Annotated in this window: 19 protein-coding genes; 15 read left to right on the forward strand and 4 right to left on the reverse strand. The window is 68.3% G+C overall.

Annotated elements, in window-relative coordinates; genetic code table 11:
• Positions 1–38 precede the first annotated feature (38 nt).
• The gene (locus tag ACWGIG_RS24495; RefSeq protein WP_453323807.1) at positions 39–698 is read right to left on the reverse strand and encodes a hypothetical protein; all 660 of its coding nucleotides are present in this window, start codon (positions 696–698) and stop codon (positions 39–41) included.
• Between the two features lie 104 nt (positions 699–802).
• Positions 803–1,297: a hypothetical protein gene (locus ACWGIG_RS24500; protein WP_453323808.1), complete on the reverse strand. Its 495-nt coding sequence runs from the start codon at positions 1,295–1,297 to the stop codon at positions 803–805.
• A gap of 412 nt (positions 1,298–1,709) precedes the next feature.
• Here ACWGIG_RS24500 and secY point away from each other — a divergent pair, with 412 nt between their 5' ends.
• The 11 genes from secY (at position 1,710) to ACWGIG_RS24555 (ending at position 10,078) form a co-directional block, all read left to right on the forward strand.
• Entirely contained in the window at positions 1,710–3,029 is a 1,320-nt protein-coding gene (gene secY / locus ACWGIG_RS24505) for a preprotein translocase subunit SecY (RefSeq protein WP_453323809.1), read from the forward strand.
• Complete coding sequence (locus ACWGIG_RS24510; RefSeq protein WP_453323810.1) at positions 3,029–3,682, forward strand: adenylate kinase; 654 nt, start codon at positions 3,029–3,031, stop codon at positions 3,680–3,682. The genes secY and ACWGIG_RS24510 overlap by 1 nt, the downstream gene beginning before the upstream one ends.
• A 127-nt stretch (positions 3,683–3,809) precedes the next feature.
• A complete protein-coding gene (map, locus tag ACWGIG_RS24515) occupies positions 3,810–4,646 on the forward strand; it encodes a type I methionyl aminopeptidase (RefSeq protein WP_453323811.1) in 837 nt (278 codons plus the stop codon).
• A gap of 176 nt (positions 4,647–4,822) precedes the next feature.
• A complete protein-coding gene (gene infA / locus ACWGIG_RS24520) occupies positions 4,823–5,044 on the forward strand; it encodes a translation initiation factor IF-1 (protein WP_003956442.1) in 222 nt (73 codons plus the stop codon).
• Between the two features lie 57 nt (positions 5,045–5,101).
• Positions 5,102–5,215 (forward strand): 50S ribosomal protein L36, encoded by a 114-nt coding sequence (gene rpmJ, locus ACWGIG_RS24525; protein WP_009740505.1) that lies wholly within the window; start codon positions 5,102–5,104, stop codon positions 5,213–5,215.
• Between the two features lie 213 nt (positions 5,216–5,428).
• Entirely contained in the window at positions 5,429–5,809 is a 381-nt protein-coding gene (rpsM, locus tag ACWGIG_RS24530; protein WP_362417338.1) for a 30S ribosomal protein S13, read from the forward strand.
• A 72-nt stretch (positions 5,810–5,881) separates the two neighbouring features.
• Complete coding sequence (gene rpsK / locus ACWGIG_RS24535) at positions 5,882–6,286, forward strand: 30S ribosomal protein S11 (RefSeq protein WP_003948617.1); 405 nt, start codon at positions 5,882–5,884, stop codon at positions 6,284–6,286.
• 174 nt (positions 6,287–6,460) lie between these two features.
• Complete coding sequence (locus ACWGIG_RS24540; protein WP_185028035.1) at positions 6,461–7,483, forward strand: DNA-directed RNA polymerase subunit alpha; 1,023 nt, start codon at positions 6,461–6,463, stop codon at positions 7,481–7,483.
• A 151-nt stretch (positions 7,484–7,634) separates the two neighbouring features.
• A complete protein-coding gene (gene rplQ / locus ACWGIG_RS24545; RefSeq protein ID WP_453323812.1) occupies positions 7,635–8,120 on the forward strand; it encodes a 50S ribosomal protein L17 in 486 nt (161 codons plus the stop codon).
• Between the two features lie 123 nt (positions 8,121–8,243).
• The gene (gene truA, locus ACWGIG_RS24550; RefSeq protein ID WP_453323813.1) at positions 8,244–9,122 is read left to right on the forward strand and encodes a tRNA pseudouridine(38-40) synthase TruA; all 879 of its coding nucleotides are present in this window, start codon (positions 8,244–8,246) and stop codon (positions 9,120–9,122) included.
• 134 nt (positions 9,123–9,256) lie between these two features.
• A complete protein-coding gene (locus ACWGIG_RS24555; RefSeq protein WP_453323814.1) occupies positions 9,257–10,078 on the forward strand; it encodes a hypothetical protein in 822 nt (273 codons plus the stop codon).
• Positions 10,079–10,176: 98 nt separating this feature from the next.
• Here ACWGIG_RS24555 and ACWGIG_RS24560 read toward each other — a convergent pair whose 3' ends face one another.
• The gene (locus ACWGIG_RS24560; RefSeq protein ID WP_453323815.1) at positions 10,177–10,560 is read right to left on the reverse strand and encodes a hypothetical protein; all 384 of its coding nucleotides are present in this window, start codon (positions 10,558–10,560) and stop codon (positions 10,177–10,179) included.
• Between the two features lie 1,276 nt (positions 10,561–11,836).
• Complete coding sequence (locus tag ACWGIG_RS24565; protein ID WP_453323816.1) at positions 11,837–12,748, reverse strand: hypothetical protein; 912 nt, start codon at positions 12,746–12,748, stop codon at positions 11,837–11,839.
• 359 nt (positions 12,749–13,107) lie between these two features.
• On the opposite strand from ACWGIG_RS24565, the gene ACWGIG_RS24570 reads away from it, so the two are divergent.
• The 4 genes from ACWGIG_RS24570 to glmM all read left to right on the forward strand — a co-directional run bounded on the left by ACWGIG_RS24570 (position 13,108) and on the right by glmM (position 17,806).
• Complete coding sequence (locus ACWGIG_RS24570) at positions 13,108–14,727, forward strand: ATP-binding cassette domain-containing protein (protein ID WP_453323817.1); 1,620 nt, start codon at positions 13,108–13,110, stop codon at positions 14,725–14,727.
• Positions 14,728–15,208: 481 nt separating this feature from the next.
• Positions 15,209–15,652 carry a 50S ribosomal protein L13 gene (gene rplM / locus ACWGIG_RS24575; RefSeq protein ID WP_362417360.1) on the forward strand — a complete coding sequence of 148 codons (444 nt, stop codon included), beginning with the start codon at positions 15,209–15,211 and terminating at the stop codon, positions 15,650–15,652.
• 46 nt (positions 15,653–15,698) lie between these two features.
• Positions 15,699–16,226: a 30S ribosomal protein S9 gene (rpsI, locus tag ACWGIG_RS24580; RefSeq protein WP_453323818.1), complete on the forward strand. Its 528-nt coding sequence runs from the start codon at positions 15,699–15,701 to the stop codon at positions 16,224–16,226.
• A gap of 221 nt (positions 16,227–16,447) precedes the next feature.
• Positions 16,448–17,806, forward strand: coding sequence for a phosphoglucosamine mutase (gene glmM, locus ACWGIG_RS24585; RefSeq protein WP_453323819.1), 1,359 nt, complete (start codon positions 16,448–16,450; stop codon positions 17,804–17,806).
• Positions 17,807–17,827 lie beyond the last annotated feature (21 nt).

Consider the following 17,827-nt stretch of genomic DNA (forward strand, 5'->3'; position numbering starts at 1 on the left):
GCGCTGAGCGGGGCCGACGTTTCGCTGCGGTTTCAGCCCTACCGTCCGGGTTGCCGGGTGGGCTTGCAGTCCTCCCAGCCCGCCTGCCAATCGGGAAGCCCCTTCGACTTCCCGATGGAACCCTTGTCGATAACCGAGCCGACATCTCCCGAGGGGCCCTTGAGCTTGACGACCCGGTCGGGATAGGAGCCGCCTCCGTCGGTGTACTCGGTGGTGAGCATCCCGTCGGTGACCTTCCAGGCGGAAGTGCCCTTGCCCGACGGCCTGGCGTCGGCCGGAATGCTGGTCGGGCCGAATATCTCCTCGACGACGGCGTTCAGGGTCTCGGGCCGGGGGCCGGGCATCTGCTCGGTGGTCTCGCCACAGGCCGACCAGTCCCGCACGGTGATGACTTCCGGAGAGCTGGATTTCCAGAGACGTTCTTCGGCCACCTCTCCGTCGACGCGCGAGAGGAACCGCAGGGTGTCGATCCGCTCGCTCTGGTGGGACGCGTAGATGGTGACGTGGCGCCCGAGCGGGTTGCCCCGGCTTCCCTTTTCCGTCATCAGGGTCTCGGTGAAACTCACCAGGGCGATCGCTTCCGGTGCGGCCTTGGGCTTCGTCGCCGGTGCGTCGCCCGGGGCGTGGAGAGCAACGAGGGATCCGGCCGCGGCGACGGCCGCGAGCCCGGAAGTGATGAGCCATGTTCGCTTCGTCATGAGCAGTCCAGCATGTTCGGGCCGGGGTCAGGGGCAGACGCGGGCGGAGGGTGTTCCCCGCCCGCGAGTCGCGCGGCGGGGAACACCCGTGGGTGCGTAAGGGATCAGCAGGTGAAGCGGCTGGACGGACCGTTGCCGCGGCCCACCTGCGGCCCACTGCCGCCCCTGACGGTGCCGGCCACGCGGTAGTTGTGGTTGCCCTCGCCCTCGCACTGCCAACTCAGGATGGTGTAGCCGCGGTTACCGGCCCAGGTGTCCTTGTCCAGACCCGACCAGCCGTGCCAGCGGTGGTACTGGAGCGTGGCACTGAGGCTGAAGCCCGAGCAGCTGTTGAGGGTCTTGTACCCAGCGATGGAGCGCGACTTGGCGTGCGCCGTCTTCCACGGCTTGTCCAGCTTGAGCGTGCACGTGGCCGCGGCTGCCAGGGCGGTGGGGGCGGCAGCCGGCGCGACGGTCACCTCGGCCGTCGGGTTGCCGGCGGGCGCCGTGAGGGACGTGCCGTCCGCCGTCGTGGTGGAGGTGCCGCCCGCCACCGCGGTGGAGGCACCGAGCATCAGCAGGCCGCAGGCGGCCGACACGGTAACGATGGACTTCTTCAAGGATTCCCCCTGGAGGAACTGAGGTGCGGTCTTCGACGTTTCGTTCACATGAGACGTCTGGGCACCACTGTCACGTCAGGGGCTTGGCTTGTCATGACCTTCTTTAGTGGGGGCGGGCGCCCGACCAAAGTCGATGTGATCCGCGTGCAGGCGGACAGAATCGGATACGTGCCTCGCTCGTTGTTCATCGAGGCGCCCGAAAACCGGATGGTTCGTCCGTATTACGGGCACGCCGGGTGGTGGCGTTCGCGTGCCTGGGCCCGCTGGTTGTTCCTGCGGCCGGAAGGGCCAGGTAGGGTGGCGTTGCTAATCTCTGGGCAGCCTGCACCATCGTAGGACTGCCTTGTTGTGTAACCGCCGATTCTCTTCAACCCGTCACTTCTCGCGCCACGCGCGAGTCGCAGGAGGCACCGTGCTCACCGCGTTCGCCCGGGCGTTCAAGACGCCTGACCTGCGCAAGAAGCTGCTCTTCACCCTCGGTATCATCGTACTTTTCAGGCTCGGGTCGCACATTCCGGTCCCCGGCGTGAATTACAAGAACGTCCAGACGTGCCTGAACCAGGCTGATTCCGGCGCTGGGCTGCTCGGCATGATGCAGATGTTCAGTGGCGGTGCGTTGTTGCAGATCAGTATCTTTGCGCTCGGCATCATGCCGTACATCACGGCGAGTATCATCCTTCAGCTCCTGACCGTGGTCATCCCGCGACTGGAAGCCTTGAAGAAGGAAGGTCAGTCCGGTACGGCGAAGATCACGCAGTACACGCGGTACTTGACCGTGGCGCTGGCAGTCCTTCAGGGCACCGGCCTCGTGGCGACCGCCAACTCCGGTGCGCTGTTCCAGGCCTGCCCGGAGGCGATCCGGTCTCAGATCGTGCCGGACAAGTCGATCTTCACGACCGTCGTCATGGTCATCACCATGACCGCCGGCACCGCCGCGGTGATGTGGCTCGGTGAGCTCGTCACCGACCGCGGCATCGGCAACGGCATGTCCATCCTGATGTTCATCTCGATCGCCGCGGGCTTCCCGACGTCGCTGTGGGCCATCAAGGACGGCGGCAAGATGGCCGACGGCTGGATCGAGTTCGGGATCGTCATCCTGGTCGGATTCGCGATGGTCGGCCTGGTGGTGTTCGTCGAGCAGGCTCAGCGGCGCATTCCGGTCCAGTACGCGAAGCGCATGATCGGGCGGAAGTCGTACGGCGGCACGTCGACGTACATCCCGCTGAAGGTGAACCAGGCGGGTGTCATCCCCGTCATCTTCGCTTCTTCGCTGCTCTACATCCCCGCCCTGATCGTCCAGTTCTCCGGTTCCTCCGCCGGCTGGGCCCAGTGGATCTCGAACAATATGGTCAAGGGCGACCATCCCTACTACATCGTCACGTACTTCCTGTTGATCGTGTTCTTCGCCTTCTTCTACGTGGCGATCTCGTTCAACCCCGACGAAGTCGCTGACAATATGAAGAAGTATGGTGGCTTCATCCCGGGCATCCGGGCAGGTCGACCTACTGCTGAGTACCTGAGTTACGTGCTGAACCGCATCACGTGGCCGGGATCGCTGTACCTGGGTCTGATCGCTCTCGTGCCGACGATGGCGTTGGCCGGCTTCGGTGCCAGCCAGGACTTCCCGTTCGGCGGCACAAGCATCCTCATCATCGTGGGTGTGGGTCTGGAGACCGTGAAGCAGATCGAGAGCCAGCTCCAGCAGCGCAATTACGAAGGGTTCCTCCGCTGATGCGTATCGTCCTCGTCGGGCCGCCGGGCGCGGGCAAGGGAACGCAGGCCGCGTTCCTCGCCACGAACCTGTCGATCCCGCACATTTCGACGGGTGACCTCTTCCGGGCCAACATCAGCCAGGGCACCGCCCTCGGCATGCAGGCCAAAGCCATCATGGATGCCGGAAATCTGGTCCCCGACGAGGTCACGATCGGCATGGCGCTGGACCGCATGGGCCAGAGCGATGCCGAGAACGGTTTCCTGCTGGACGGCTTCCCGCGCAACGTCTTCCAGGCGGAGGCGCTGGACGCCGCGCTGAAGGACCAGGGGCAGAAGCTGGACGCCGTCCTGGACCTTGAGGTCCCGGAGGACGAGGTCGTGAAGCGGATCGCCGGCCGGCGCATCTGCCGCAACGATTCCGCTCATGTCTTCCACGCCACGTACAGCCCGCCGAAGACCGAGGGCGTCTGTGACGTCTGCGGCGGCGAGCTCTACCAGCGCCCGGACGACACCGAGGAGACCGTGCGCAAGCGGCTCGACGTCTACCACACGCAGACCGAGCCGATCATCGACCACTACAAGGCGCAGGGCCTGGTGGTCACCCTCTCCGCGGAAGGCAAGGTCGCCGAGGTGACCGAGCGCGCGATGGACGCCCTGAAGAAGACGGCCTAGGCCCCTCAAGGCGCCCGGGTTCTGTACGTACGACGGTGAAGGCCGCGGTGTCCATGGGACGCCGCGGCCTCGCTGTTTCGGCCGTACTGTGGAAACGAAGTCATACGAGAGCGTGGAAGGCACATCCATGGTGGAGATCAAGACTCCCGAGCAGATCGCGAAGATGCGTGAGGCGGGGCTGGTCGTCGCCGCCATTCACGCGGCGACCCGTGCGGCGGCCGTTCCCGGCGCCAGTACGAAGGACCTCGACGAGGTCGCCCGCAAGGTGCTCGCGGAGCACGGCGCGAAGTCCAACTTCCTGGGGTACGGCGGCTTCCCCGCCACCATCTGCACCTCGGTGAACGAGGTCGTCGTGCACGGCATCCCGGACGAGAAGACCGTCCTCAAGGACGGCGACATCATCTCCATCGACTGCGGCGCCATCATCGACGGCTGGCACGGCGACGCCGCGTACACCGCCTTCGTCGGCAGTGGTCACGCACCGGAGCTGCTGGAGCTCTCCCGGGTGACCGAGGAGTCGATGTGGGCGGGCATCGCGGCCATGAAGCTGGGCAACCGGCTGGTCGACGTGTCCAAGTCCATCGAGGGCTACGTCCGCCGCCAGCCGCGGCCGGCCACCGGCAAGTACGGGATCATCGAGGACTACGGCGGGCACGGCATCGGCTCCGAGATGCACATGGACCCGCACGTGCTGAACTACGTCACGCGCAAGCGCGGCAAGGGCATCAAGCTGGTCCCCGGCGTCTGCCTCGCGATCGAGCCGATGATCTCGCTGGGCACGGCCCAGACCGAGGTCCTCGCCGACGACTGGACGGTCATCACGACGGACGGCACCTGGTCCTCGCACTGGGAGCACTCCATCGCGCTGACCGAGAACGGCCCGCTGGTACTGACCGCCGTCGACGGCGGCAAGGCGAAGCTGGCGGAGTACGGCATCACGGCGGCGCCGGACCCGCTGGGCTGAGCGGCTTTACGGGCACTGGAGTGAATGCCGCATAACGATCACCAGTGTTGGGCAAACTTGACGGATTCGTCTTTTCGAGTGGCCTGACGTAGACTGACTCGTCGGCTCTCGTGCATCCGTGTGCCTGCATTCTGGATGCGAGAGTCGATCAAGGTAGCCGATTCGAAGGGCGAAGCGTGGCCAAGAAGCAAGGTGCCATCGAAATCGAGGGCACCGTGATCGAGTCCCTCCCGAACGCAATGTTCAAGGTGGAACTGCAGAACGGTCACAAAGTCCTCGCGCACATCAGCGGCAAGATGCGTATGCACTACATCCGCATCCTCCCGGATGACCGGGTCGTCGTGGAGCTCTCTCCGTACGACCTGACGCGTGGCCGGATCGTCTACCGGTACAAGTAGATCTGCCGAGCCCCTTCCGGGGGGCTAGTGGCACTGACCCGGAGAACCTGACATCCCATGAAGGTCAAGCCGAGCGTCAAGAAGATCTGCGACAAGTGCAAGGTGATCCGCCGTCACGGTCGGGTCATGGTCATCTGCGAAAACCTGCGCCACAAGCAGCGCCAGGGCTGACGCACGACCTTTCCTGCATCTCGCAGTTCTTCGCGCGACGCAAGCAATTCGTACATACGCAGAGCACGCCAGGTCCTCGTGGCCGGCGGCACCTCCGGCGGGGGCCGGGGACCCGGACGTACCACGCCCACTCGGTGAAATGTCACCGTGGTGGGATCGGCGGTCGGGAGCAGCTCTGTGGAAGACCCCCGAACTAACAACTGGAGCCATTGAATGGCACGCGTTTCAGGTGTTGACATCCCGCGCGAAAAGCGTGTGGAGATCGCCCTCACCTACGTCTTCGGCATCGGCCGCACCCTGGCGAAGGAAACCCTCGCCTCCACCGGTGTGAACCCGAACACCCGCGTTCGTGACCTGGCCGAAGAGGACCTGGTCAAGATCCGCGAGTACGTGGACGCCAACCTCAAGACCGAGGGTGACCTCCGTCGCGAGGTGCAGGCCGACATCCGCCGCAAGGTGGAGATCGGCTGCTACCAGGGTCTGCGTCACCGCCGCGGCCTGCCGGTCCACGGCCAGCGCACCAGCACGAACGCTCGTACCCGCAAGGGCCCGCGTCGCGCCATCGCCGGTAAGAAGAAGCCGGGCAAGAAGTAGTCCTCAGCCGGACGCTTTTCAAGCGGTCTTCGCTGTAGGACCGATCACCTCCCTCTCCATCTGGAGTAAGACATGCCCCCCAAGGGACGTCAGGGCGCTGCCAAGAAGGTGCGCCGCAAGGAAAAGAAGAACGTCGCTCACGGCCACGCGCACATCAAGAGCACGTTCAACAACACGATCGTGTCCATCACGGACCCGACCGGCAACGTGATCTCGTGGGCCTCCGCGGGCCACGTGGGCTTCAAGGGCTCGCGCAAGTCCACCCCCTTCGCCGCGCAGATGGCCGCCGAGTCGGCCGCCCGCCGCGCGCAGGAGCACGGCATGCGCAAGGTTGACGTCTTCGTCAAGGGTCCGGGCTCCGGCCGCGAGACCGCGATCCGCTCCCTCCAGGCCACTGGCCTTGAGGTCGGTTCGATCCAGGACGTCACCCCGACGCCGCACAACGGCTGCCGCCCGCCGAAGCGTCGTCGCGTCTGATTCGTCGCCTTACGGCGTCGCATCGATTTTTACCGTGGTGCGGGCGGCGTGGAGACCGACCTCCTCGTCGCCCGGACTGCGTTTTCGGGCGGTACAGCTCTTCGGAGCCGTACCGCCCGTACCCTTGTGGTAGTTGGCGTCAAATAGTGGGCGCCAAGAACAAGAAGGAACCCCATGCTTATTGCTCAGCGCCCGTCGCTGACCGAAGAGGTCGTCGACGAGTACCGCTCCCGGTTCGTCATCGAGCCGCTGGAGCCCGGCTTCGGTTACACGCTCGGCAACTCCCTGCGTCGTACCCTCCTGTCGTCCATCCCGGGTGCCGCTGTCACCAGCATCCGGATCGACGGTGTCCTGCACGAGTTCACCACCGTGCCGGGCGTCAAGGAGGACGTCACCGACCTCATCCTCAACATCAAGCAGCTGGTCGTCTCCTCGGAGCACGACGAGCCGGTCGTGATGTACCTGCGCAAGCAGGGTCCCGGCCTGGTCACCGCTGCTGACATCGCCCCGCCGGCCGGTGTCGAGGTCCACAACCCGGACCTCGTGCTGGCGACGCTGAACGGCAAGGGCAAGCTGGAGATGGAGCTGACCGTCGAGCGCGGTCGCGGCTACGTCTCCGCCGTTCAGAACAAGCAGGTGGGCCAGGAGATCGGTCGCATTCCGGTCGACTCCATCTACTCCCCGGTGCTCAAGGTCACGTACAAGGTCGAGGCGACCCGTGTCGAGCAGCGCACCGACTTCGACAAGCTGATCGTCGACGTCGAGACCAAGCAGGCCATGCGTCCGCGTGACGCCATGGCGTCGGCCGGTAAGACCCTGGTCGAGCTGTTCGGTCTGGCGCGCGAGCTCAACATCGATGCCGAGGGCATCGACATGGGCCCGTCGCCGACGGACGCGGCGCTCGCCGCTGATCTCGCCCTGCCGATCGAGGAGCTTGAGCTCACCGTTCGGTCGTACAACTGCCTCAAGCGCGAGGGCATCCACTCGGTGGGCGAGCTCGTGGCCCGCTCCGAGGCGGACCTGCTCGACATTCGCAACTTCGGTGCGAAGTCGATCGACGAGGTCAAGATGAAGCTCAACGGCATGGGCCTGGCCCTCAAGGACAGCCCCCCCGGGTTCGACCCGACCGCTGCCGCCGACGCCTTCGGCGCCGACGACGACGCGGATGCCGGTTTCGTGGAGACCGAGCAGTACTGAGAGTGGCTGGGGGCAACCCCAGAGGGTCGCAACGTCGACACCGAGCAGTACTAGTCCGTACGGACTGCTGAAATCTTCCGTGGGGCATTAGCCCTTCGGTAACTGACACCGGTACCTGATACGGCCGGTGCAGATCACAAGGAGAAACACCATGCCGCGTCCCGCAAAGGGTGCCCGTCTGGGCGGCAGCGCCGCGCACGAGAAGCTGCTCCTCGCCAACCTGGCGAAGGCGCTCTTCGAGCACGGTCGCATCACGACGACCGAGGCCAAGGCCCGCCGCCTGCGCCCCGTCGCCGAGCGTCTCGTCACGAAGGCGAAGAAGGGCGACATCCACAACCGTCGCCTGGTGCTTCAGACGATCACGGACAAGAGCATCGTCCACACGCTCTTCACCGAGATCGCGCCGCGTTACGAGAACCGCCCCGGTGGTTACACGCGCATCACGAAGATCGGCAACCGTCGTGGCGACAACGCCCCGATGGCGGTCATCGAGCTGGTCGAGGCCCTGACCGTGCAGCAGAACGCTGTCGGCGAGGCCGAGGCTGCCACGAAGCGCGCGGTCAAGGAAGACGACGCCAAGGCCGAGCAGGCTGAGGTCGTCGAGGACGCGAAGCCCGAGGGCGACGAGTCCAAGTAGTACCGAGCAGTACCTGGACGGGCCCGTTCCCAGTTTTTCTGGGGGCGGGCCCGTCCTGTTTTCCGGGTGTGCCTGTGTGTTCTGTGTGTTCTGTGTGTTCCGTGGTGAGCGTGGAGGTTGGTTGTGGCTGACGAGGTGGCGGACGGTTTTGTACGGGTGCGGCTGGACCTCTCGTACGACGGCAAGGACTTCTCGGGGTGGGCGAAGCAGCCCAGCGGGCGGCGGACCGTCCAGGGGGAGATCGAGGCGGCGCTGCGGACGGTGACGCGCTCGGACACGACGTACGACCTGACGGTTGCCGGGCGGACCGATTCCGGGGTGCACGCGCGCGGGCAGGTCGCGCACGTGGATCTGCCGGAGGACGTGTGGGCCGAGCACGAGGGGAAGCTGCTGCGGCGGCTGGCGGGGCGTCTGGGGCACGACGTCCGGGTGTGGAAGGTGGCGCCGGCGCCGGAGGGCTTCAACGCGCGGTTCTCGGCGATCTGGCGGCGTTACCAGTACCGGGTGACGGACCATCCGGGCGGCGTTGATCCACTGATCCGCAGTCATGTGCTGTGGCACGACTGGGAGTTGGACGTGGCGGCCATGAATGCCGCTTCGGCGCTGCTGCTGGGGGAGCACGACTTCGCGGCGTACTGCAAGAAGCGGGAGGGGGCGACGACGATTCGTACGCTCCAGGAGCTGTGGTGGGAGCGGGGGGCCGACGGGGTGGTCACCGGGACGGTGCGGGCCGATGCCTTCTGCCACAACATGGTGCGGTCGCTGGTGGGGGCGCTGCTGTACGTCGGGGACGGCCATCGTGACGTGGAGTGGCCGGCGAAGGTGCTGGCGGCGGGGGTGCGGGACTCGTCGGTGCACGTGGTGAAGGCGCACGGGCTGACGCTGGAGGAAGTGGCGTATCCGGCGGACGAGCTGCTGGCGGCGCGGGCGGTGGAGGCACGGAACGTGCGGACGCTGCCGGGGGTGGCGGGGGTGCCCGAAGGCGGGGGCGGTTGTTGCTGATGGGGTGAGGAGGGCGGCCTGGGTGCTCTGGCTGTTCTGGGTGTTCTGGCTGTTCTGGGTGCTCCGGAGCCATTGTCAGTGGGCTGTGGGAGGGTGTTTTCAGACATCAATTCAGGTGGCTTACGGGGGCTTTGATGACGGGGGAACGGAAGCGCGGGGTGTGGGTGCTGCTGGTCGCGGTGGCGCTGTTCGGGGTGTTCGTGGTGCCGCAGGTGCTGGAGAAGGGCGACGGGGGCAGGGGTCCGGTGCGGGCGGCCGGAGTGGCGCTGGGGGTGCCGCGGGCTTCGGATGATCCGGGGGGAGGGGGATCGGAGAAGAGTCCGGCGGGAGGGAGCTCTGCGGGGGAAAGCTCTGCCGGAGGGGGGTCTGCGGGAGGGGATTCTTCGGGAGGGACTGCTGCGGGAGGGGCTGCTTCGGGGGGTGGCGAGCAGGACGACAAGGCGAGGGGTGAGGCCTTCGCTGCGGCGAGGGCCGGGGACTGTCTTGCACTGTTCGACACGGGGGACGGGTGGAACACCCGAATACCGCAGAAGGTCGGGTGCGCCGGGGACGCGGGGCTGACCAAGATCAGTGCGGTGCGGACCGGCTGGAGCGCCTGCCCGACGGGTGACGGACTGTCGTACGTAGTGCACCGCTCGGGGGCGGAGAAGCGGGTGCTGTGCCTGACCCGTCAGTACAAGACCGGGTACTGCGTGCTGGCGGAGAAGAGCACGGGCAAGGGGTCGGGGCCGGGTGGTTCGGCCATGCGGCTCGGGGCGATGACGGCCGTCGACTGCAAGGCGAAGCGCACCACGCCTCCGTACAACACGGTCCTGCACATCACCGGGGTGTACGGGCCCTCGTCAGGCCGGGCACCGGGGTCTTGCCGGCGGGCGCCGGACGACCGGACGTACTACTGGTCCTGGCAGGTCGACGGGGGCGGGACGCTGCTCTGCACGATGGTTTACCAGGGGTAGGTGCTGGGGGCTGGGCTGCGCTGGGCTGTGGCTGGGTGCTGGTCTGGGGCCGGGTGCTGGTGGTGGTCGCTTCGGTCGTTTCCCGGCTGGTGAGGGGGTTAGCGGCGGGTGGCGGCCCAGAGGAGTGCGCCGGTCACGGCGAGGGCGATGAGGGCCGCCCCGCCGAGCGCGTAGAGGAACGGGAACCAGACCAGGGCGAACAGGGCGCAGTAGCCGGCGGCGAGTACGGAGAGGCCGAGCTGCACGCGCGGCGGGCCGCTGCGGTTGAGGCGTACGAGTACGGCGAGGAAGACGGCGGACCACAGGGCGGCGCGGGGCTGGTCGAAGGTGACCGTGCGGGCGAGGTCGCTGACGGTTCCGTACCAGCTCTCGTGGGCCAAGTCGGCCTGCATTCCGGCTATTTCGCGGAGTTCTTCGGGGCCGCCGGTGGCGCGCTGGGCGCTGGAGAGGGTGCTGGCCGTTGCCCGGAAGTACTCGTACACGGCGAGCAGGGTGAAGCCGAGGGTGTGCAGGACTCCGGTGGTGAACCCGGTGGCCCGGCTCCGGTATGCGGCTCGGCGCGCCTCAGGACTTGCTTCGGCGAGCGGAAGTGGGTTGGGGGCCGGGTGCTCTTCGGGGTGCTGGCGGTGCTGGTTGAAGCGCGGCGGGGGTGGGGCGGCGGGGCGGGGTGTGTGGGGTGCGCCGGATGGGTTGGCTGCGCCGACCGGTCCGGATATGTGGGATGCGCTGACGGGGCCGGATGCGCGGGCGCGCGAGGGTATGGGGGCGTAGCCGGGGGTGCTGCGCGGGGTTTCCGGGCGGGGGTTTCCGGGGCGGGGACTGTGGCTGGGGTGCGGGGCGTCGGGGCGGGGGCTGACGCCAGGGGGTTGTGTGCGGTGGGGGGTGGCAGGGGCCTGTGAGGACGTGGGGGGTTCCGGTGATGCGGGGGGCGGCTGGTGCGGGACGACCTTGGGCCAGCTGGGGCGAGGGGCTCGGGGGCCGACGGCCCCCAGCTGAGCGGTGTGGGAAGGACCCCGGGGAGTGCGCGGCTGTGAGGTGGAGGAGGGGGCGCCCTCCGGGGCGTCTGTTGTGGGTGGTGAGGGGGTGGTGGCGGCCAGTTGGGCGGGCTGGGCCGGGGCAGGCGAGGGGTTGAGGGGAGTGGAGGGGGTGGGCCGGGGGGCCGGGGTGAGTGGGGGGTCTGCGGTGGGCCGGGGGGCCGGGGTGGGGCGAGGGCTTGCGGTGGTTCGGGGTTCCCGGGTGGGCCAGGGGCCCGGGGTGGTTCGGGATTCCTGGGAGGGTTGGAGATCCGGGGTGGGCCGGGAGTCCGGCGTTGTCTGGGTTTCCAGGGAGGGCCGCGGGGCCGCGGTGGGGTGAGGGCTTGCGGTGGTCCGGGTTTCCGGGGTGGGTTGGGAATCCGGGGCAGGTTGGGATTCCCCGGTGGGCCGGGGGTTTGGCGTGGTTCGGGCCGGGGTGGGGCGGGGGTTTGTGTTGGTTCGGGGTTCCGGGGTGGGGTGAGGGGCCGGGGAGGGGCGGGAACCCTGGGTGGGGCGGGGGGCTGGGGAGGGGTGGGGATCCTGGGTGGGGGCGGATTCCGGGGTGGGGATTGGGTTTGGGGTGGTGGGGGGTTCGGGGGTGGGGGAGTCCGGGGTGTGGTGCTGGTCGGTCCTGCCCGTTTCCATGTGTCTCGCCCCCTGGTGAGGGCAGGCCCTTGCGCTGCCCCGCCGACAGGTTAGTCAGGGGGTGGGTGGGCCGCCAGGGGCTGGGGGTGGGGCGGGCGGGTCAGCTGTTGGCCGTGGTGGAGGTTGCTGCTGCGGAGGCCTGGGTGCGGCCCCGTTCGACGATGCGGAGGAACGTGTACTTCGCCGTGTCGTCGCCGAGTGTGTAGACGGCCTTGTCGGACGTGGTGACGTTCTTCTTGTTGTCGGTGAAGCCGCTGACGGTGAAGTAGGCGTAGCGGCCGTAGGAGTTGGCGGTCTTCCGGCAGATCGTGCCGTTGCGGCAGAAGGTGGGGACGCCGGCGCCGGGGAGGGAGGCGACGCCGTCCTTCACCTGGTCCTTCGCCTTGAGGGCCTGGGCCTCTGTTTCGAAGACCGCTACGCCGACGGTGACCGCTGTGCCGTCCTTGGTGAAGGTGGCCCGGATGACCTGGTCGCAGCCGTTGCGGGTGAGGATCCCGCCGAGGGCTCCCTGGGTGGCGGCGGCGCAGTTGGCGGTGCGGTTGGTGGGCCCCTTCGCGTACGAACGGCCCTCCAGGGTGAGGGACTTGCCCGGGAAGAGGGTGTCGGCGCTGAGAGGGGCCTTGTCCTTCTGCGCGCTGGAGATGAAGTCCTTGGGGTCCGGCGGGGGCGGGGGCGCGACCGGGGAGAAGGAGGGGGTGGGGGCGGTGGGCTCGGTGGGGAGGGTTTCGGGAGAGGGCAGGGCCGAGTTCTTGCCGTCGGCGGAGGGGGAGTTGCCGGTGGAGATGACGGCTGTGGCTACCAGGGCACCGATGGCGAGGGTCGCGAGTACGCCGCCGCCGATGTAGAGGAGGCGTTTGCGGCGGGTGCGGGTCGCGGTGGCGTCGGCGAGGGCGGACCAGTCGGGGGTGGGGCCGGTCGGGCCGGGGCCGGGGGGTGTGCCGAACGATGGGGCGGGAGTGGGGTGGGGCGGGAGCGAGGCGTGGGGGCCGCCCCCTTGCCCACCCTTCCCCAAGCTCTCGGCTTCGCTCGAACAGGGGAGACCCCACTCGCCCCCGGGGGGCGGCCCCGCTGCCCAAGAAGGCTGGGGTTCTTGGACGAGTTGGACCGGGGGCATGGGGGCCGGGGGCTGCCTGGGGGGTTGGGTCAGGTAGGGGTTGGGGTGGGGGTCTGCGGAGGGGGTCTGGGGAGGGGGACCGTAACCCGGCTGGTGGGGTTGGTCGTTGCCGTGCGGGGGCTGGCCCCCGGGGGCGTCGGAAGGACCCCCATGCCCGAAGCTCATGCCGCGCATCCTAGCCAGGGGGATGCGGTGTCTGCGGCCTCGCGTTCGTAATCCGGTTGGGGTGTGGAGCGGCGGGCGGTGAGAATGCCGGTATGGGACATCTTGAGGTCGGACACGTCGAGTACTACTTGCCGGACGGGCGGGTGCTGCTCGGCGACGTCTCGTTCCGGGTGGGTGAGGGGGCTGTCGTGGCCCTGGTCGGGCCCAACGGGGCCGGGAAGACGACTCTGCTGAAGATCATCGCGGCGGAGTTGCAGGCCCACGGAGGGTCGGTCACCGTGAGCGGTGGGCTCGGGGTGATGGGGCAGTTCGTGGGGTCCGTGAGGGATGAGCGGACCGTGAGGGACCTGCTGGTCTCGGTGGCGCAGCCGCGGATCCGTACCGCCGCGGCAGCCGTCGACAAGGCCGAGGCCGCGATCCTGGAGCGGGACGACGAGGCCGCGCAGATGGACTACGCGCAGGCGTTGAGCGACTGGGCGGAGGTCCAGGGGTACGAGGCCGAGACGGTCTGGGACATGTGCACGATGGCCGCGCTCGGGGTGCCGTACGAGAAGGCGCAGTGGCGGGAGGTGCGGACGCTGAGCGGGGGCGAGCAGAAGCGGTTGGTGCTGGAGGCGCTGCTGCGGGGCCCCGACGAGGTGCTGCTGCTCGACGAGCCGGACAACTATCTGGACGTGCCGGGGAAGCGGTGGCTGGAGGGGAAGCTCAAGGAGACCCGGAAGACGGTTCTCTTCGTGAGCCACGACCGGGAGCTGTTGTCGCGGGCGGCGGAGAAGATCGCGAGTGTGGAGCCGGGGCCGACGGGGTCCGAGGTGTGGATGCACGGCGGGGGCTTCGACACGTACCACGATGCCCGCAAGGAGCGGTTCGCACGCTTCGAGGAGCTGCGGCGCCGCTGGGACGAGAAGCACGCGCAGCTCAAGAAGCTGGTGCTGAACCTGAGGCAGGCGGCCTCCATCAGCCATGAGCTGGCGTCCCGGTACTCCGCGGCGCAGACCAGGCTGCGGAAGTTCGAGGAGGTCGGGCCGCCGCCGGAGCCGCCCCGGGAGCAGGACATCACGATGCGGCTGCGCGGCGGGCGCACCGGGGTGCGGGCGGTGACGTGCGAGGGCCTGGAGCTGACCGGCCTGATGAAGCCGTTCGACCTGGACGTCTTCTACGGGGAGCGGGTCGCGGTCCTCGGCTCGAACGGTTCCGGGAAGTCGCACTTCCTGCGGCTGCTGGCGGGCGAGGACGTCAAGCACACGGGTGCGTGGAAGCTGGGGGCGAGGGTCGTCGCCGGGCACTTCGCGCAGACCCATGCGCATCCGGAACTGATGGGGCGGACGCTCGTCGACATCCTGTGGGCCGAGCACTCCAAGGACCGGGGCGGCGCGATGTCGGTGCTGCGGCGGTACGAGCTGGAGGGCCAGGGCGACCAGGGGTTCGACCGGCTGTCGGGCGGGCAGCAGGCGAGGTTCCAGATCCTGCTGCTTGAGCTGCGGGGGACGACCGCTCTGCTGCTCGACGAGCCGACGGACAACCTGGACCTGGAGTCGGCCGAGGCGCTGCAGGAGGGGCTGGAGGCCTATGACGGGACGGTGCTGGCGGTGACGCACGACCGGTGGTTCGCGAAGTCCTTCGACCGCTATCTGGTCTTCGGGTCGGACGGGGTCGTACGGGAGACGGCGGAGCCGGTCTGGGACGAGCGGCGCGTGGAGCGCGTGAGGTAGGCGCTCTGTGTACGGGGCCCGGCTGCGGCGATCTCCGGCGGACGGAGTCCGGTGCAGCAGGGCGGAGCCCGGGAGGCCCGCCCAGGGGCGAGCCGGTGCGAGGGCGGCGTCGGGTATCTGGTCGGGCGGAGCTTGGGAGGCCCCGAGGGGACGGAGCGGTGCGAGGGTGGTGTCGGGGGACGGAGCGGTGCGAGGGTGGTGTCGGGGGACGGAGCGGTGCGAGGGTGGTGTCGGGGATGGTGCGGGCGCGGTAGGAGCAGCGCGTTTTGACCCATCCGGGGCGGCGCGGGTAGTCTCGGGGATTGTTATACGTATTGGCTTCGTCGTTCTCACGCGAAGGGCCCTTACGTAGGTTCCCTGGAGCAGTTACCAGTGGCTCGCATACGGGCAGCGTTCCCGGCATTGTGAGCCCCAGCTGCACGATCGCTTCAGGGGCGCCGTGTGTCTGGACCCCATCCACTGAAGAAGCGAAGGCTACGAAGTGCGTACGTACAGCCCCAAGCCCGGCGATGTCACTCGCCAGTGGCACATCATTGACGCGCAGGACATCGTCCTGGGCCGTCTGGCGACCACGGCTGCGAACCTCCTCCGGGGTAAGCACAAGCCGACCTATGCGCCGCACATGGACATGGGTGACTTCGTCATCATCATCAACGCCGAGAAGATCCACCTCTCCGGCAACAAGAAGACCCAGAAGATGGCGTACCGCCACTCTGGCTTCCCGGGCGGTCTGCGCTCGATGCGCTACGACGAGCTCATGGAGAAGAGCCCGGAGAAGGCCGTCGAGAAGGCCATCAAGGGCATGATCCCCAAGAACACCCTGGGCCGTCAGATGCTCTCGAAGCTGAAGATCTACGCAGGCGACCAGCACCCGCACGCTGCTCAGCAGCCGGTCGCGTACGAGATCACCCAGGTCGCGCAGTAGTTCCGGCCACACCCCCAAAGACGTACAGAAAGATCTGAGGAGAATCGTGGCCGAGACCACTGTTGAGAACCCCGTCGAGGGCACCGAGGGCGAAGAGACCTTCGCTGAGGTGACCACCTTCGAGTCGGAGGTTCCCGTCGAGGGCGAGTACACCAGCGAGTCGCTCGCAGGCCGCTTCGGCGACCCGCAGCCCGCCGCCGGCCTGGGCCGTCGCAAGAACGCCATCGCGCGTGTGCGCATCGTTCCCGGCACCGGCAAGTGGAAGATCAACGGGCGTACGCTCGAGGACTACTTCCCGAACAAGGTCCACCAGCAGGAAGTCAACGAGCCCTTCAAGGTGCTTGAGCTTGACGACCGCTACGACGTCATCGCCCGCATCTCGGGTGGCGGCGTTTCCGGCCAGGCCGGTGCGCTCCGCCTCGGTGTCGCCCGTTCGCTGAACGAGGCCGACGTCGACAACAACCGCGCCATCCTGAAGAAGGCCGGCTTCCTCTGCCGTGACGACCGTGCGGTCGAGCGCAAGAAGGCCGGTCTCAAGAAGGCCCGCAAGGCGCCGCAGTACAGCAAGCGTTAATCACGCGCCTGCAAGGCAGCATCACCGTTCGCCCCGGTGGCACTCTTCGTGCCGCCGGGGCGTTCGTGTAGTTGGTTTTAGAACCTTTCTTGGACCTTTATTGGACTCCCTCGGGCGTATAACGGGCACAAAGCGCTCAGGGGCGTGCGTTTTCGAGCACAGTTTTCGAACACGGGCTGCGAAGCACGGTTCGAAGCACAACGGCATTTCGGAGGACAGCTGTGGGACGACTCTTCGGCACTGACGGTGTACGCGGCGTTGCCAATGCGGACCTGACGGCGGAGCTGGCGCTCGGCCTGTCGGTCGCGGCGGCGCACGTACTCGCCGAGGCCGGTACGTTCGAGGGCCATCGGGCGACGGCAGTGGTCGGGCGCGACCCACGCGCTTCGGGCGAGTTCCTGGAGGCCGCCGTCGTGGCGGGCCTGGCGAGCGCGGGCGTGGACGTCCTGCGCGTCGGTGTGCTGCCCACCCCCGCGGTGGCGTATCTCACCGGTGCGCTGGGCGCCGACCTCGGCGTGATGCTCTCCGCGAGCCACAACGCCATGCCGGACAACGGCATCAAGTTCTTCGCGCGCGGCGGCCACAAGCTGGCCGACGAGCTGGAGGTGCGGATCGAGAAGGTCTACGACCAGCACCGCAGCGGCGAGGCGTGGGACCGTCCGACCGGCTCCGGCGTGGGCCGTGTCTCGGACTACGACGAGGGCTTCGACAAGTACATCGCCCACCTGATGGGCGTGCTGCCGAACCGTCTCGACGGCCTGAAGGTCGTCCTCGACGAGGCGCACGGCGCCGCTTCCCGCGTCTCCCCCGAGGCGTTCGCGCGCGCCGGCGCCGAGATCGTCACCATCGGCGCGGAGCCGGACGGCCTCAACATCAACGACGGCTACGGCTCCACGCACATGGAGCGCCTCCAGGCCGCCGTCGTCGAGTCCGGCGCCGACCTCGGCATCGCGCACGACGGCGACGCCGACCGCTGCCTGGCCGTCGACGCGGCGGGCCAGGAGGTCGACGGCGACCAGATCCTCGCGGTGCTCGCCCTCGCCATGCGCGAGGCCGGCCAACTGCGCAAGAACACCGTGGTCGGCACGGTCATGTCCAACCTCGGCTTCAAACTGGCCATGGAGGGCGAGGGCATCGAGGTCGTCCAGACCGGTGTCGGCGACCGCTACGTCCTGGAGTCGATGAAGGAGCACGGCTACGCGCTGGGCGGCGAGCAGTCGGGACACGTCATCGTCCTCGACCACGCCACCACCGGCGACGGCACCCTGACCGGCCTCATGCTGGCCGCCCGGATCGCCGCCACCGGCCGCAGCCTCGCGGACCTGGCGGGCGTCATGTCGCGGCTGCCGCAGATCCTCATCAACGTCCCCGACGTCGACAAGTCCCGCGTCGGTACGTCGGCCGAGCTGGCCGCGGCCGTCGCCGACGCCGAGCGCGAGCTGGGCGCCACCGGCCGGGTGCTGCTGCGCCCGTCGGGCACCGAGCCGCTGGTGCGCGTGATGGTCGAGGCCGCCGACATCGACCAGGCGAAGGCGGTCGCCGGCCGTCTGGCGGATGTGGTCAAGTCCGCGCTGGGCTAGGCCTGTTGGGCGGTACGTGAC

This window comes from Streptomyces sp. NPDC054863 (assembly GCF_053610825.1).